This is a genomic window from Pseudoalteromonas sp. 0802 (assembly GCF_013350085.1).
Lineage (GTDB): Bacteria > Pseudomonadota > Gammaproteobacteria > Enterobacterales > Alteromonadaceae > Pseudoalteromonas.
On sequence record NZ_JABVXE010000004.1, the window covers coordinates 36660 to 52332 of the forward strand.

A 15673-nucleotide genomic window follows, 5' to 3' on the forward strand; every position below is an offset into this window, starting at 1 on the left:
ACCAATAAAGTGTAACCAAAAGGTAAATATTGTGTGATGAATACGTATGCAATAGGAGCTTACTGGGGAGAGCAGCGATCACAACCCTTTTTTATTAGTGATGTAATCGCAATATAGAGGGATTTATAGAGTAATAACGACACGAACAGCTAAGGCAATAAAGATCACCCCTAGCAATTTTTCGAGCCATGGATTTGTCTTGGTGAAACCAAAACGCTTTTTTGATATTTCGGTTAACAGTGCAACAAGTAGATACCAGCCTGTATCAAGCACAAATACCGTTAAACACATGATTAAACCAACTTGCAAAGTCAGGTTTTCTGGGTCAATAAATTGCGAAAACAACGCTAAAAAGAACACCGCAAGTTTTGGGTTTAAAAAGGCAATAGCAAAGCCATCTTGCAGTGCGATGCGAGGGCTCGGCTTAGTCTGCTCAACATTCAGTGTTTGCGAGCTGGGTTTAGATAACAGAATACGAATACCCAAATATGCGAGATAGGCTGCACCACCATAGACCAGTACTTGATAAAGCATTGGTAACTGAGTCATCAGCGCACCTAAGCCTAGTAACGAGGCACATGCATAAAAGCCAACCCCAATACCGTGGCTCAACGCCGCTAACATGCCGTTCTTCATACCGCCATGTAAACTATGTTTTAAAACCACTGCTAAACTCGGCCCCGGCGACATTGCCCCCATCACGCAAATTAAAACTAAACTCAACCACTCAGTTAGTGTCATTATTCGTTATTCTCAATTAGTAATAAAACGGATGTTATCTGACCATAAACCCCAGTGGCAGTGGTGATTGTTTTCACTTGCCAGCCAGCTTGACCTAATTCAAACACCCGTTGATTTAATGCATCAATATCGATGCCGCCGAAAAAGCGCTTCTTTTTAAACTCAACTACTTTTTGCATGTTAGTCCATCAGTTGGTATTCAAAGTCATAATGATGAATACCCGATTCAATTCGAATTGCCATTTTACCACAGAGACCTTCAAGCTCTCCTGCGCCAGAGTCAGGCACCACTTCTAAAATCAATCGATCAGTCCCCTTATCCATAGTGCCAAAATGTTGCAGCACAAAACTGCCTTGCTTACCTTCTAAGCTACCGACGACCTGTTCAATCGCTACATAACCTGCACTGCCCTGAGTTGCAGTCATGGCACTGAGCATTTCGCCTTGGCTTGTTGCCTCTAATGGACCTGAAAACTGTTTATCAATCGACATGCGTCCTAAATTTACGCCATTTTTACCTGTGGCATAGCCACCAATTGGGTTTAATTTTACAGTGAATTGACCACTGATCGTTGTAGATTCCATACTAATCCCTTAATAACTGTTGAATTTTAGAGCATTGATAACCATATCTATACCCTATTCACCAACAAGAATCTAGCATGCCTAACAACAAAGAAAAGGCCGCATTTAGTAGCCTGTTACCGATTTTAGCTTTTATAAAACCCTATAAATGGGTGGTGTTTGCAGCCCTTGGCGCCTTGTTGCTTACGGCCGGTGTTAACTTGTCACTCGGACAAGGTGTTAAATTTGTTATCGACCATGGCTTTATTGCAGGCTCGCAAGCTCAGCTTCAGCAAGCGGTGATGGTGTTGATTGGTTTAATAAGCTTATTAGCGGTAGGTACTTTTTGTCGCTTTTATTTGATGTCGTGGATTGGTGAGCGAGTCAGTAACGATATCCGTAAAGCCGTGTTTGATCGCATAGTTACATTACACCCAAGCTACTTTGAAGAAAACCGCAGCGGCGAGCTAATGTCGCGACTGACCACCGACACCACCTTGTTGCAATCTATCATTGGTTCCTCTTTTTCGATGGCATTACGCAGTAGCCTAATGCTGATTGGTGGCTTGGCTATGCTACTTATCACCAACCTAAAGCTGACCCTTGTCGTTGTTGCCTGCGTGCCGGTGGTATTACTGCCGATGATGATTTTTGGCCGAAAAGTAAGAAAGCTGGCAAGCTCAAGCCAAGATGCCATTGCTGATATCAGCACCTATGCTGGTGAGATCATTCAAAATATCAAAGTCGTGCAAAGTTATAGTCACGAAGAGCGTGAAAAAGCAGCATTTAGCGAAGAAACCAACAAAGCGTTTCAAGTAGCGAAGAGCCGAATCAAACAGCGCTCGTTTTTGATTGCAGCGGTTATATTTCTGACCTTTAGTGCTATTAGCGTGATGCTTTGGGTTGGCGGCAGCGACGTATTAGCTGGCACCATGACTGGTGGTGAGCTAGGTGCTTTCGTGTTCTATGCGATTATGGTCGCAATGTCTGTAGCAACCGTTGCCGAAGTGTACGGTGAGTTGCAAAGAGCAGCAGGTGCAGCAGCACGGTTGTTAGAGCTACTTGCCGTTGAAAGCATGATCAAAAGTCCAGATACAAATTATGATGCACAACTTGAGGAAAACAAGCTTAATCACCCTGCTATTCAGTTTAATGATGTATCTTTTCATTACCCTTCAAGGCCAGATAAAGCCGCTTTAAATGCGCTTAATTTACAAGTAAAACAAGGGCAAACTGTTGCCATCGTTGGCCCATCAGGGGCTGGTAAAACAACGTTGTTTGAGTTACTGCAGCGCTTTTACGACCCAAGCTCTGGGAGTATTTCGCTGGCAGGAATAGACATTAAAGCACTCTCTCTTGATTGCTTACGCCAGCAAATGGGGATGGTGGCACAAAACCCAATTTTATTTAGCTCAGATGTGATGCATAACATACGTTATGGCAACCCAAGCGCCAGCGACGAGCAAGTATATGCTGCGGCTAAATATGCCCATGCCGATGAGTTTATTAAGCAACTACCAGATGGTTACCACAGCTTTTTAGGGGAGCAAGGTGTTAGGCTCTCAGGTGGGCAAAAACAACGTATAGTACTAGCGCGCGCAATATTAAAAGACCCTGCCATTTTATTGCTTGATGAAGCAACCAGTGCACTCGACGCACAAAGTGAGTTTCATGTACAAGCTGCCCTTGAGCATCTAATGAAAGACAGAACAACACTGATTATTGCCCATCGTTTAGCCACAGTTAAACACGCCGATGTGATTGTCGTGATGGATAAAGGAGAAATTATTGCAACGGGTACGCATCAGCAATTGTTTGAGACTAACCCATTGTATAAACAATTGTGCGAATTACAGTTTAATCGAGATTAAGAAGGGAAATGTCAGGTTTGAAAGGGCATATCAAACCTGACCACAAATCTAGATATAAAATCTAACCTTGTGTATTCGGTACGATCTGAATTTCTACGCGGCGGTTTAAAGCTCGGCCATTTGCTGAGTCATTGCTCGCCACAGGACGTGTTTCACCATAACCTCGTGTGCTGATGCGTGCAGACATAATCTGATGATTAACTAAGTAATCTTTTACGCTTTGCGCACGTTGTTGCGATAACGTCATATTGTAGCTATCTTTACCTGTGCTGTCGGTATGACCTTCAACGCTTAAGTAGGTTTTTTCGTATTTATTCATTACTTTAGCAATCGCATCTAAGGTGCTATGAAAGCCAGACGAAATATAAGATTGGTCAGTTGCAAAAGTAATATTTGATGGCATCACTAGACGAATATTGTCGCCTTCACGAACCACTTCAACACCTGATCCTGCTAGCTCATCGCGAAATGCTTCTTCTTGCTTATCCATATAATCGCCAACGGCTGCACCTGCTAATGCACCAATAGCCGCACCAATGAAAATACGTTTATCGTCGTGGTCGCCAGTTGCTTTACCTAGTACTGCACCTGTAGCAGCACCAATCGCAGCGCCTTTACCTGTATTCGTTGTCTCACAACCTGTTAATAGAACGGCTAATACGCCCACTGTTAAAACTGATTTTGTAAAAGTCATGTGTCTCTCCATGGCAATTATTCAAATTGAATTGTTAACAATTATGAGTGAACATCTATGAACAAACGATGAAGAAAGGGTTACTTATCGATTGCTACAGCAGTAACCGGAGGTAAGTTATAACTTTTGACCAATTCTGTTAAACGGCCATTGAGGACTAACGTATTGAGGCGGTCTTGAATTTTTTCGGCTAAACCCGAGCTTGCAAACTGCTTACTAAGGGCAATGTGACCATAAATAACATCTTTATAGCGATAAGGCATTTTTACGATATCTTGCGAAGGTCGCTGCAAAAACACTGAGGCATGATCAGCCGTGGTTTCAACAGCAATTACCAGCTCAACGCGGCTCTTTAATAACATATCAAACGCATTATGTTCGCTTAATGCTTCGACTTTGGTGAGTGTTTTATCATTATCGAAACGAGGGAAGTGCGCAGCGCCTCGCATTACCGCAATACGCTTACCGACTAGGTCTTGATAATTGTTTATTTTAAGCTCGCTATCAGCTCTGGCATAAAACACAAAAGAAGATGACAGCATCATGTATGGTGGAGTAAGAAACTGCATTTTTTGCTCGCGCTCTTCTGTGCGAATAAGCCCGCCCATCACATCTAGTTCATTTTGCTCGAGCATTTTTAAACAACGAGAAAACGGGCAAGCGACATACTCAAGCTTAATTGGCAAGGTACGCTGTATTTCACGCATAATATCCACTATTGCGCCACTGACTCTACCATCTTCAGAGACCATGCCATAAGGAGGCGCATGATCAACAGCCACCACAACTTTGTCAAAAGAGGTTGCAAATGCAAAGCTGCTGCATAGTAATAACAATAAACTGATAATATAGCGTTTCATAGTGATACTCATAACTACGTTCACTCGTTCTCTATATTGTAGACGGCCTTGTGTCATAAAAACCACAAAAATGTCATACAATTTTGTCATAATAGAAACAATCACCCTGTAACGGTAAAAGTAATGTTATTTATCATCTTTAAACAATTCTTTTTATTAGGCTGTATGAGCTTTGGCGGTCCTGCGGCACACCTTGGTTATTTTAAGCGCCACTTTGTTGATAATTTAAAATGGCTCACTGCTGAGCGCTATGCGCAATTGATTAGCCTAAGCCAAGCATTACCAGGCCCTGGTTCAAGCCAAGTTAGCTTTGCCATGGGGGTTGAAAAAGGAGGAATACTGGGAGGCCTGTGTGCATTTGTTGGCTTTACCCTGCCCTCATTTTTAATTATGTTCTTTTTGGCTCTTAGCGCTCACCAGTTTGGTGATATTTACTTTGCGGTCATTGCTGGGCTTAAACTCTTTGCTGTGGTGATTGTTGCCGATGCGACCTACAGCATGGCAATGAGCTTTTGCAAAAACCACTTACACAAGCTTATCGCGGTATTGAGCACGATTGCACTGATTGTATTCTCACAGTTATCGAGTCAAATTTTAGTACTGATTGCGGCTGCGGCCATAGGTTGGTTTTATCCTCAGCTTAAACTGCCAGAGAACCAAGAACATAAACCTGTGAAAATTGCTTGGTTACCGCTTTGTTTATTTACCGTCTTGTTACTGATTAGCTTTTTGCCTTTAGGCGAAGGGTTTTCTTTGTTTGCCCCATTTTACCAAACTGGCGCTATGGTCTTTGGTGGCGGCCACGTTGTGTTACCGATTTTACAAGCTGGCGTGCCGAGCCTTGAAACCGAGCAGTTTTTATCAGCTTATGCCAGTGCTCAGGCCATACCTGGACCGATGTTCACTATCGCCACATACTTAGGCGCACAAGTGTCGCCAAATACACCACTTTTAGGTGCCATTGTCGCGACCATCATGATTTTCTTACCGGGCTTTTTATTGATGTTAGCCTTTATGAAAAGCTGGCTACAACTAGCTGATAAGCCTCGCTTTGCGGGTAGTATTGCAGCGCTAAATGCCGCTGTTGTGGGTTTTTTAGCTGCCGCTCTTTATTCACCTATTTGGCAATCGGCAGTGCAAAACCTGTGGCAAGTAGCTTTAGTCATTGTGGCATTTACGTGGCTAAGAATGGCAAAGCCACCTATTTGGTGGCTATTGTTAGGTTTTATTGCACTGAGCGTGCTAGTTAGTCAGTTTTAAGTTTTTTCGCGCACAGGGTTAGCGACCTTGATACTTGGTTTTAGCCCTGTTTGAGCTTCGCTTGTACTTAACTGCCCAGTAACACTTTGATATGGTCTGAGTCCAAAGATTGGCAACACAGCAAGCAGGTGATCCATGATCTCTGCTTGCAAGTGCTCATATGAAATCCAGCGCTTATCTTCACTAAAGCAGTAAAACTCAATAGGTAAGCCGTGATTCATCGGTTGTAGCTCACGCACCATTAAGGTCAAATCACGATTAATTTTTTCGTGTTGTTTTAAGTAACCTTCAGCATAACGACGGAACAAACCAAGGTTTGTCACCGGATCGGGCAAGCTTGAAACACGAATATAGTCGTTAAGTGGAATAGCAGCATCAATTTGCTCTCGAAACGCATCATCAACCAAACGAATACTGTTCATATCAATGTTTAAAGCACGCTTGATACGACGACCACCCGACTCTTGCATACCACGCCAGTTTTTAAATGACCCAGCAACCAGCATATAGGTTGGAATGGTTGTGATAGTGTTATCCCAGTTACGTACTTTTACTGTATTTAAGCCAAGGTCGATAACCTCGCCATCCGCGCCATAGCTATCCACTTGGATCCAATCACCATAAGTCACTAATCGATTAGCTGCAATTTGAATACTGGCGACAAAACCCAAAATGGTGTCTTTAAATACGAGTAAGGTCACCGCCGCTATCGCACCAAAGCCAGACAAAATATAAGTTGGCGACTTCTCTAGCAAAATGCTCACAATGAGAATGGCGCAAACCATAAAAGTGATAAGTTTTACAACTTGGATCAAACCCTGAATCGGAATATCGCGGGCAAAATCAAGTTGGTTATAAATGCCACCAGCAATGCTCACCACACTACTTAAAATGAAGCCACCATAAATGATCAATGCAACTTGGCCTACGGTTTTCAAAACCAACGCTGCAACATCATGAACTGGGTAAACATAATCAAAGGTTGCCAAATACAGTACGCAGCACAATATACCCGCAAAACGACGATTCAGTTTATTGAGCATTGGAGTAAGCGCACCAATGCGCTCTGGAGACAGGCGTGTAACAACCTTTTGAATACCCGGCAGCAGCAGTCGACGAGTAAACATATAAATTAATAGTAATGAGCCAACGCCAATCGCTGTAGCCGTTAATGCACTTAACAGCGCCGCATCTGGCATTGATTCAAACCAAGGCATCACCAGCTCTTGCAGGTGAGTTTGCTTCATGGTGCTTCAACCTCTTTATTGATGTTGGCAAGGTACTCAGCTTGTTGAGCTTGATGATAAGTTAGTAGCTGAGCGTCTTTTTGCAACCATAACTCATTAATATGTTGTTGAAAAGCCGTTCTAAATGCACGGTCATGCTGATAATCACCAATCATCTCTGCGCTAATTGCTTGTACGTGCATTTCAACTTTGATCACATTAAGGCGGCCACGCATCAGGTTACGGCAAATATGATCACCCTCGCCTTGGTAAATAATCGAGGTATTTAATAATGCATCAAACTGTTCGCCTAACACCTCAAGGGCAAATGCAATACCGCCCGCTTTAGGTTTTAAAAGATAAGTAAACGGACTATTTTGCTTTTTGTGTTTTTGGCACGTGAAGCGTGTGCCTTCAACAAAGTTGATAATGGTTGTCGGGTGATTACGAAAGTCGCGGCAACTGCGCTTGGTGCGTTCAACATCAAGACCTTTCAGCTTAGGATTTTTTGCCAGCTGCGCTTTGCTAACACGTTTCATAAAAGGCATGCCCATCGCCCACGCACCGGTGCCAATGAATGGCACATACTTCAGCTCATCTTTTAAAAAGAATTTTGGCGCAGGTAAAACATCAATCGCACTTAGAACAACAATATCTAGCCAACTCATATGATTAGAGATAAGTAAGTACCAACCATCTGTACTGACTTTGCCTTTAATATCAACATCTATTGTAGGGCAACCTAACCACAAAGCTAAGCGGTTACCTTTACACCAACCGCGATAAGCCGCATGAAGAATATCGCTAACCACTTTAAATGGCAGTAATAATTTAAGCACACCAAAGAGCAGCACAAGCGTGCCCCAAATGATTACATTAGCAAACAAGACAATGCTAACTAGAACGCCTGTTAACCAATTTGGTAAAAATTTCTTTAACATAAGTGTGCTCTCGACTGCGTTAGCAATACTACTGCGATTTTGCTTCTAACTCGGCTAGCTGCTGGTTTTTTTCATTCCAAATGCGGTTTAATTCAGCTTGAAAGTTAACTCTAAACTCAGCATCACCTGTGTAATCACCGATTAAATTAGAGCTTACTTCCATCACTTCTACTCGCACTTCGACTTCTTTTACACGACCACTGGCAAAGTCTACAAAGCTAGGAATACCACCAGGGTAATGAATAGTGACATTGACCACTTTGGAAATTTGCTCACCCATTGCTTGCATAACAAACGCAACACCACCCGCTTTTGGCTTTAATAAGTGCTCAAAAGGACTATTTTGACGCGAGTGCTTTTGCTGTGTAAAACGCGTACCTTCAACAAAGTTAACGATACTTACTGGCATTTCTTTGAATTTTTCACAAGCTTTACGCGTTGTTTCTAAGTCTTTACCACGCAATTTAGGGTTTTTCTTTAACTGAGCTTTACTCGTGCGAGTCATAAATGGGAAATCCAATGCCCACCAAGCAAGGCCTAAAAAAGGAACGTAGATTAGCTCTTTTTTCAAGAAAAAGTTTAAAAACGGTATGCGGCGATTAAACACGCGTTGCATTACAACGATATCTACCCAGCTTTGATGATTTGCGATCACCAAGTACCAGTCTTTCGCTTTTAGTTGCTCAAGACCTGTCACGTTTAGCTTATATGAAGCAAATATGTTTTGGTTGATGCTGTTGCAACTCACCCACATAGTGGCGCATTGCTTAGCTATCCAACTCATTGCTTTTTGTAGAGGCTTAATTGGGATCAGTTTAATCACGCCACAAATAAAGATGGGCACAAACCAAAAAAGTGTATTGAGGGTGTACAATATAAAACTGAACACACAACGGATCATGGACATTACTACTTATTCCTTTAATGCTTAATCTTCAAAATACGTATAGCCAGCAAGGCCTGCATTTAGTTCTGACAAATATTGTGCCTTAGATTGCTCATCAATTGCCAGTGAGTTAACCCGTTTTGCAAAGTTTTCAGCAAGAATGTCGCTATCATAATCAACAAACTTTAATACGTCCTTAACGCTATCACCTTTAATTGCGTTAGTCAGCTGGTAACCCGCTTCAGTAAGCTCAACATGCACTGAATCTGTGTCGCCGAAAAGGTTATGTAAATCACCTAAAATTTCTTGATACGCGCCCACTAAGAACATGGCAATGTGGTATTGCTGACCTTGCTTGTACTCAGGAATAGGTAAGCTGCTCTCAATACCTGTACCTTCAACATAGTTACGAATTTGACCATCAGAGTCACAGGTAATGTCTTGAATAATAGCGCGTTGCGTTAATGGCTGATGAAGGTTTTCTACTGGCATCACAGGGAAAAGTTGCTGAATACCCCAAACATCTGGCAGTGATTGAAATAATGAGAAATTAACGAATAGCTTATCGGCCAGTTTTTCGTTTAGATCATCTAACACTTCACGGTGGGCACGAGCATTCTCGCTGAGGGATGCACGAACGCGGTGTAAAATGGTGAAATACAGCTGCTCAAGCTTCGCCCATTCAAGCATAGTGAGTAGGCCATGCACATATTGGTCATGGGCTTCACTAAATAGATGCATTGCATCATGATAAATCTCTAGTGCCATACGTGGTGTTAAACGCTGTAAGCACTGCCACATTTCATCTAACACTAATACGCTGTCAGCCTCAGGCGCCGTTGGATTCGCATGGTTAGGTGCACGCTCAACATCAATAACATCTGTAATTAATACTGCGTGGTGCGCAGTTAACGCACGGCCAGATTCAGTAATAATGGCTGGGTGCTTAAGATCATGTTGTTGGCATACTTCAGCAAATGCATTCACTACATTACGTGCATATTCATCAACACTGTAGTTCATTGAACACGAACTACGTGAACCAGACCCTTCATAGTCAACACCTAAACCGCCACCAACATCAACTGTATTAAGTGGCACGCCTAACTGCGTTAACTCTGCAAAATGGCGGGCACATTCACGCAGTGCTCGATGAATATCACGGATATTGGCAATTTGAGAGCCGATATGAAAATGCACAAGTTGCATTAAATGGAGTTTATTACGTGACTTAAGTAGCTCAACCGCAGAAAGTACTTGGCCTGCAGTTAAACCAAATTTGCCTTTTTCACCACCGGTGTTTTGCCATTTACCTTTGCCTACCGAGTTTAAGCGAATGCGAATACCGATTGATGGCTCAATACCTAAGTCGTCAATTTCAGCCAATAAGGTGGTTAGTTCAGACAGTTTTTCTACAACAATATGAACCTTATGGCCCATGCCTTGACCGATACAGGCTAAACGTAAAAACTCACTGTCTTTGTAGCCATTACAAACAATGGTAATTGGCTCTTGTGCTACACCTAAAATCGCCATAAGCTCAGGCTTTGAGCCGGCTTCAAGGCCGACTAAACCACTTGGATGAGCAAGAAGTTTACTAACCACAGAGCGCTGCTGATTAACCTTGATTGGGTAAACACAGGTATAACTACCTTGGTATTCACGGGCATTACAAGCTTTGGTAAAAGCACTCGTTAGGGTATCAACACGATTTTGTAAAATGTCGGTAAAGCGTACTAGTACAGGTAAAGTAAGACCTTGCTTTTTGAATTGCTCGGTTAGTTCAGATAAAGACACCGCAGCTTTTGTTTGATCGCCATCAGGATAAGCCACCAGCTCACCTTGTGCGTTAATGTCAAAGTAACCGTCACTCCAATGAGCAACATTGTATGTATCGCGTGCTTTGTCTAAACCCCAAGTCATGGCAATGTCTTCTGTAATTTCATTAAATATAAACGCACATTTTAATACGCTAGGGCTGACCACGCTAACAAAAATTGCGCTATATGCCAAAGTGATAAAAAATATTCGCTATACTGATTAAAATTTGATTGAGCAATTGGTCAAGCACTGGCAAAATTGCCCCCTTTTTTACCATTAACCAAAAGTGTATAAGCAAGATGGCTAATTTAGATCAAAACAACTGGTTCACTGAAATTAGTGACCGTGATGGTAGTGCCTTTTCATTACGCATTACTAAAAAGCTTGATGAACAGCAATCGCCATTTCAAAAAGTAGAAATGTACGAAACAACTGACTTCGGTAATCTGATGATTATTGACGGTTGTACTATGGTAAGTAGCCGTGAAAACTTTTTTTATCACGAGATGATCAGCCATCCGGCATTGCTTGCACACCCAAATCCAAAAAATGTTGTGATCATTGGTGGTGGTGACTGCGGTACTTTACGCGAAGTTTTAAAACACCCAGGTGTTGAGAGCGTAACGCAAATTGATATCGACGAAGTCGTGACACAAATGTCACTTAAATACTTCCCTGAGCTGTGTGAATCAAACCAAGATCCTCGCGCAACAGTGATGTTCGACGACGGCATCAAGTACATGCGTGAAGCAGCGCCAGAATCAATCGATGTAGTAATTGTTGATGGAACAGACCCAGTTGGTCCGGGCGAAGGTTTATTCAACCACGCTTTCTATACTAGCTGTTTAACTGCACTTCGCCCGGGTGGCATCTTAATTCAGCAAAGTGAATCACCACTTATGCATATGCCACTATTAGTAGAAATGCGTGATGCAATGACAGAAGTGGGTTTTGTTGACCTACAAACGCTGCCTTTCCCACAGCCAATTTACCCAAGCGGTTTATGGTCAGTAACCCTTGCTCGTAAGTCAGAAGAATTCGCAGGGTTTCGTGAAGATGATGCAAATACACTTGCACAAAGCACTGAGTACTATAATGCAGGTATTCACCACGGCGCATTAGCGACACCAAATTATATGAAACGTGCTTTTGAGAAAAAGTAAGCGTTTTAGTTAGATGTAAAAAAGGGCTCATTGAGCCCTTTTTTGTTGGCTTATGATTAGACTTTAAATCGATTCACTAAATGATTGAGCTCATCAGTGAGTTGGTTCATACGATTAGCCACTTCTTGTGTTGAACTTGCTAAGCCGCCCCCTTGTTGTGTTTGGTCATTTAGGTCTGATAAATTCTGGCTAATTTCATCTGCTACAGCAGTTTGCTCTTCTGTCGCTTGCGCTGTCTGCATCGCCATATCATTTACCTTAACTGATGACTCTTGCATTGAGTTAAGCACATCATTAGTTTGTGTGAATGACTCAACCGCTTCATCGGCATAGCGCTTACCACTGTTAATAGCTTGCAGTGACTGCTCAACGCTGGTTGCAAACTGCTCCACCATAGTTTGAATGTCATTAGTACTCTCTTGCGTGCGAGTCGCAAGGGTACGAACCTCATCAGCTACTACCGCAAAACCTCGCCCTTGCTCTCCGGCTCGGGCCGCTTCAATTGCTGCATTCAGTGCAAGTAAGTTAGTTTGCTCGGCTATAGCACGAATAACTTCAAGTACTTTAGCAATGTTGTCTGAGCTTTGTTGTAACTCAGTTGAACGCTGGCTGGCATGCTCCATATTGTCTGACAGCGCAATAATTTTACGGCTTGAATTATCAACCGCAGCTAAGCCTTGTTTAGCTAGCTGCTGAGAATTATCAGCTTCATGAGATGAGTTTTGCGCCACATTAGCCACTTCGCGACTTGCTACACTCATTTCATGTACAGCACTGACTATCGACTCAGAAGCTTGACTAAGCTTTTGGTTAACTTGATGGTTTTGATTTGCAAAGTTATCTAAATCGTTACCTAGATTATGTAGCTCTTTCGCTTGCTCTAAAATGTCTTTGATTAACTGCTGCAAATTATCTAAAAAGCGATTAAATGCGGTTGCTAACTCGGCAAATTCATCTTGCGTTTTAACATTGATACGACCTGTTAAATCACCATCTCCAGAGGCTATTTCGTTAATCCGCTCTGTGACAAAATTAATTTGTTTTGTAAGCTGGCGCGGCACAAAATAACTAAACCAACCAGCAACAGCTAAAACCACTGCAATCATCACCATAAGCATCACTTTAAAGCCCATTACTTTATCCATCAGCTTTTCTGTTTCTGCTTGAGAGGTTTTGTCTGCCGCTTCTCCGGCTTTATCTAAAATATCACGTAGTGCCGAAAAGCTTTGCTCCGACGCTTGTTTTTGTGAAGCATTTGCTGGGTTATTAATATAAGCTGTTGATGCTCCATACCAAGCATCAAATGCGCTATCAAAGTTACGAAACTGACCAGTCACCTCAGAGTATGGCGACATGTAAGATAAATATTGCTTAAATCGCTCTTTAACTTGCTCGGCATTTTCTTGATGGTCAGTGAGTTGGCCCTTATTCCCTTTCATTTGGGTAACCAGTTGCAGCTCTGCCACTTTAGCTTGGTACAGGTCTCGGTCAGCATTAACAACCACAGAAACCGCATTTAAGAAGCGTTCTGACTGTGCATCAATCGCTTCTTTTTGAAGGTTAATTAGATAGGTATAGCCAGCAATTAAAATGACGATAGCAATGCCGAGTAGCACAATAGGCAAAGAACTTTTGACGCGAATGCTTTGTAACTTCATACATTATCCTAATTTAAATTCTAATCAGCACGTTCATTAGAATGTTAGTAGAAAAACTGAAAAAGTGTATGAAATTAAAAGTGCCAACTCGCTGAAAGTTGCAATTGCTGCTGCGAATTATGCTCATTAAATCCCATACCGGGTCTATTTTGAGCGTCACTGCTCAGCACTGAATATTCAGCACCTACTTGCCACTTGGTCGACAGTTGATAACGCCAACTTGCGGTTAAAGCTTCTCCACGACTTTGGTTAGGATCAAATTGCCAATCATCATGATCGCTAACCTTAAAATAATCATACCTAATTGTGAGACGATGCTGGTCCAACTTGTGACTTAATAGAACAAAATGACTATAAAAATCATTGTCTACCCCACGATTTGTACCCATCGCTGTTTTACCATTAAGGATCTGTACAATAATGCGGGTTTGCTTATTAAACTTATACAACCATGCCGCGCTTAAAAAACGTGTATCCCACGCATATTGACCAGTACGGGTATTCAAAGCACCTGGATCGCCATTGTTGTCATAATAATAAACACGTAATTGCGATTTTTTTTGATAATCCCAATGTGCACCGACGTAATAACCAAAGCGCCCATCGACTTCTTCGAAAGGCTCCACATACTCAGCTTGCTTATCTAACTGCGTCCACTCAAAAGAATGTGGAATAGCAAAGTCGATTTGTTCATTGAACGTGGTTTGCCTGTCATGCATAGCGAATCCTCGCCATGACAGGAGTGTTCCAGCAGGATCGTTACCTTTAAAAACCGCCGCAAAGCCTTCAAAGCTATGGTTACTTCTAAATTTTCTACCTGGGCGCTTGATGCTTGTCTCTAAACCAAAGGCCCGCACCTCCTCGCCAATCCAGCTATTAATAGCAGAATTAGTGTAGTTATAAGGTGACATCCAACCACTTTGTGGGTTTTCAAGTGACATTTTTGGATAAAAGCCACCCGCTTTAACAGCCCATTTGTAACGACTTGCAGTGAGCGGTTGATATTGTAAATAAGCCTGAGTAAAACCGACTGTTAGTTCAGGATCAGGATGGGCGTTAAGCACTGTATGCGCAGACCAATCACTCGTTAACTCAAAACGGCTACTCAGCATAGCTTGGGATATCACAACACCATCATGCTCTTGGTCATAACGGTATAAGCCAATTCCTTTGCGTTGATAGCTCGCTAGTTGGTCTCCACGCACAGCCGAAACAGTTACCTGCCCATCATGCTCAGCATATGCCACTGCGGGCAACCCAAAAACACTCGCCAATGCTAAAGCTTGCCATTTATTCATAATCATCAAACTCGTCACTGCTTAATTCTAGTTTTGGTAATAAGGCTTGTTTTAGCTGGTAGCTCAATGGCTTTGCATTGTTAGTCATATCGATGGTTTCTGGTGTGCTGATATCATTAAAGCGGTCATGCCAAACTGCCAAAGTAAACTTACCTTCTGGTAAGCTCAACTCAACCATACCTTGCTCATCTGTTTGCCCATAAATCCCACCATCGACAACCACAATGTAACCCAGCATCCAGTCATGAATGTTACAGCCAAGCTCAACAACCCCCGATTGTGCAAATTTAATCGGCTTTTCTGGTTTATCGTGGTAAAGCTTTAACTCAAATTGCTTTGTTTTAGAAAATGAATAAACGTGGTGCATGATTGAATCAAGGTTAGGAAACTCAACATTAGCCCCTTGTGGCACTGCCAACACATGAGGCACAAAGGCACGTTTTTTTTGGCTCATAGTGTAATGACTATCAAGAGATGTAAGTTGTTTAGAGCCTTTAAGCCAAACCACGGCATTTTTGACAGGTTGATTCTGCTTATCAACTATCTGTATTTGCTGCGCCAATAAACATTGACTAAACAATAGTAGTAGCAACAGGGTAATTCTTGTCATTTTGCTAGACCTTTTTAGGTGCTGGGCTGGATATCGCCGCGTTCACTTTGTTGAATACGTATGCAGATCTCTCGTATTAA

General features: G+C 42.3%; 15 protein-coding genes. 3 read left to right on the forward strand and 12 right to left on the reverse strand.

Features of this window, described 5'->3' with window-relative positions:
- Window positions 1-123 precede the first annotated feature (123 nt).
- From HUS61_RS09520 to HUS61_RS09530, 3 genes are read right to left on the reverse strand one after another with little or no spacing between them, the layout of a single operon-like run.
- Window positions 124-741 carry a LysE family translocator gene (locus HUS61_RS09520; protein WP_175082986.1) on the reverse strand — a complete coding sequence of 206 codons (618 nt, stop codon included), beginning with the start codon at window positions 739-741 and terminating at the stop codon, window positions 124-126.
- Complete coding sequence (locus tag HUS61_RS09525) at window positions 741-920, reverse strand: DUF4177 domain-containing protein (protein ID WP_054554414.1); 180 nt, start codon at window positions 918-920, stop codon at window positions 741-743. Before HUS61_RS09525 ends, HUS61_RS09520 begins: the two co-directional genes overlap by 1 nt.
- Window position 921: 1 nt before the next feature.
- Window positions 922-1326 carry a DUF3224 domain-containing protein gene (locus tag HUS61_RS09530; RefSeq protein ID WP_175082987.1) on the reverse strand — a complete coding sequence of 135 codons (405 nt, stop codon included), beginning with the start codon at window positions 1324-1326 and terminating at the stop codon, window positions 922-924.
- A 77-nt stretch (window positions 1327-1403) separates the two neighbouring features.
- On the opposite strand from HUS61_RS09530, the gene HUS61_RS09535 reads away from it, so the two are divergent.
- Entirely contained in the window at window positions 1404-3176 is a 1773-nt protein-coding gene (locus HUS61_RS09535) for an ABC transporter transmembrane domain-containing protein (RefSeq protein ID WP_175082988.1), read from the forward strand.
- Window positions 3177-3237: 61 nt separating this feature from the next.
- On the opposite strand, the gene HUS61_RS09540 is transcribed toward HUS61_RS09535, so the two are convergent.
- Both HUS61_RS09540 and HUS61_RS09545 read right to left on the reverse strand, forming a co-directional pair.
- Window positions 3238-3870: an OmpA family protein gene (locus HUS61_RS09540; RefSeq protein WP_054562840.1), complete on the reverse strand. Its 633-nt coding sequence runs from the start codon at window positions 3868-3870 to the stop codon at window positions 3238-3240.
- An 80-nt stretch (window positions 3871-3950) separates the two neighbouring features.
- Entirely contained in the window at window positions 3951-4820 is an 870-nt protein-coding gene (locus HUS61_RS09545; protein ID WP_175082989.1) for an ABC transporter substrate-binding protein, read from the reverse strand.
- A 33-nt stretch (window positions 4821-4853) separates the two neighbouring features.
- On the opposite strand from HUS61_RS09545, the gene chrA reads away from it, so the two are divergent.
- Window positions 4854-5990, forward strand: a complete 1137-nt coding sequence (gene chrA, locus HUS61_RS09550) for a chromate efflux transporter (RefSeq protein WP_175082990.1) — start codon at window positions 4854-4856, stop codon at window positions 5988-5990.
- Here chrA and HUS61_RS09555 read toward each other — a convergent pair.
- From HUS61_RS09555 to speA, 4 genes are read right to left on the reverse strand one after another with little or no spacing between them, the layout of a single operon-like run.
- The gene (locus HUS61_RS09555) at window positions 5987-7237 is read right to left on the reverse strand and encodes a mechanosensitive ion channel family protein (protein ID WP_058586162.1); all 1251 of its coding nucleotides are present in this window, start codon (window positions 7235-7237) and stop codon (window positions 5987-5989) included. The two genes, chrA and HUS61_RS09555, sit on opposite strands and share 4 nt — an antisense overlap.
- Window positions 7234-8157, reverse strand: a complete 924-nt coding sequence (locus HUS61_RS09560) for an acetyltransferase (protein WP_175082991.1) — start codon at window positions 8155-8157, stop codon at window positions 7234-7236. The genes HUS61_RS09555 and HUS61_RS09560 overlap by 4 nt, the downstream gene beginning before the upstream one ends.
- 28 nt (window positions 8158-8185) lie before the next feature.
- Window positions 8186-9064 carry an acyltransferase gene (locus HUS61_RS09565; RefSeq protein ID WP_175082992.1) on the reverse strand — a complete coding sequence of 293 codons (879 nt, stop codon included), beginning with the start codon at window positions 9062-9064 and terminating at the stop codon, window positions 8186-8188.
- Between the two features lie 21 nt (window positions 9065-9085).
- Window positions 9086-10966, reverse strand: a complete 1881-nt coding sequence (speA, locus tag HUS61_RS09570; protein WP_175078909.1) for a biosynthetic arginine decarboxylase — start codon at window positions 10964-10966, stop codon at window positions 9086-9088.
- A 197-nt stretch (window positions 10967-11163) separates the two neighbouring features.
- Here speA and speE point away from each other — a divergent pair, with 197 nt between their 5' ends.
- Window positions 11164-12027: a polyamine aminopropyltransferase gene (speE, locus tag HUS61_RS09575; RefSeq protein WP_055198615.1), complete on the forward strand. Its 864-nt coding sequence runs from the start codon at window positions 11164-11166 to the stop codon at window positions 12025-12027.
- Window positions 12028-12083: 56 nt separating this feature from the next.
- Here speE and HUS61_RS09580 read toward each other — a convergent pair whose 3' ends face one another.
- The 3 genes from HUS61_RS09580 to HUS61_RS09590 form a co-directional block, all read right to left on the reverse strand.
- On the reverse strand, window positions 12084-13685 hold the full coding sequence (locus HUS61_RS09580) for a methyl-accepting chemotaxis protein (protein WP_175082993.1): 1602 nt from the start codon (window positions 13683-13685) through the stop codon (window positions 12084-12086).
- Window positions 13686-13759: 74 nt separating this feature from the next.
- Entirely contained in the window at window positions 13760-14989 is a 1230-nt protein-coding gene (locus tag HUS61_RS09585) for a hypothetical protein (RefSeq protein WP_175082994.1), read from the reverse strand.
- Complete coding sequence (locus HUS61_RS09590) at window positions 14976-15593, reverse strand: methylamine utilization protein (RefSeq protein WP_175082995.1); 618 nt, start codon at window positions 15591-15593, stop codon at window positions 14976-14978. Before HUS61_RS09590 ends, HUS61_RS09585 begins: the two co-directional genes overlap by 14 nt.
- Between the last annotated feature and the right edge of the window lie 80 nt (window positions 15594-15673).

Bases quoted from the DNA above. Each gene is read 5' to 3' on its own strand.
- HUS61_RS09580 (WP_175082993.1), bottom strand. From the start codon at position 13,685: ATGAAGTTACAAAGCATTCGCGTCAAAAGTTCTTTGCCTATTGTGCTA.
- HUS61_RS09555 (WP_058586162.1), bottom strand. From the start codon at position 7,237: ATGAAGCAAACTCACCTGCAAGAGCTGGTGATGCCTTGGTTTGAATCA.
- HUS61_RS09565 (WP_175082992.1), bottom strand. From the start codon at position 9,064: ATGTCCATGATCCGTTGTGTGTTCAGTTTTATATTGTACACCCTCAAT.
- HUS61_RS09560 (WP_175082991.1), bottom strand. From the start codon at position 8,157: ATGTTAAAGAAATTTTTACCAAATTGGTTAACAGGCGTTCTAGTTAGC.
- HUS61_RS09545 (WP_175082989.1), bottom strand. From the start codon at position 4,820: ATGACAAAATTGTATGACATTTTTGTGGTTTTTATGACACAAGGCCGT.
- HUS61_RS09530 (WP_175082987.1), bottom strand. From the start codon at position 1,326: ATGGAATCTACAACGATCAGTGGTCAATTCACTGTAAAATTAAACCCA.
- speA (WP_175078909.1), bottom strand. From the start codon at position 10,966: ATGACTTGGGGTTTAGACAAAGCACGCGATACATACAATGTTGCTCAT.
- HUS61_RS09525 (WP_054554414.1), bottom strand. From the start codon at position 920: ATGCAAAAAGTAGTTGAGTTTAAAAAGAAGCGCTTTTTCGGCGGCATC.
- chrA (WP_175082990.1), top strand. From the start codon at position 4,854: ATGTTATTTATCATCTTTAAACAATTCTTTTTATTAGGCTGTATGAGC.
- HUS61_RS09535 (WP_175082988.1), top strand. From the start codon at position 1,404: ATGCCTAACAACAAAGAAAAGGCCGCATTTAGTAGCCTGTTACCGATT.
- HUS61_RS09590 (WP_175082995.1), bottom strand. From the start codon at position 15,593: ATGACAAGAATTACCCTGTTGCTACTACTATTGTTTAGTCAATGTTTA.
- HUS61_RS09540 (WP_054562840.1), bottom strand. From the start codon at position 3,870: ATGACTTTTACAAAATCAGTTTTAACAGTGGGCGTATTAGCCGTTCTA.
- HUS61_RS09520 (WP_175082986.1), bottom strand. From the start codon at position 741: ATGACACTAACTGAGTGGTTGAGTTTAGTTTTAATTTGCGTGATGGGG.
- HUS61_RS09585 (WP_175082994.1), bottom strand. From the start codon at position 14,989: ATGATTATGAATAAATGGCAAGCTTTAGCATTGGCGAGTGTTTTTGGG.
- speE (WP_055198615.1), top strand. From the start codon at position 11,164: ATGGCTAATTTAGATCAAAACAACTGGTTCACTGAAATTAGTGACCGT.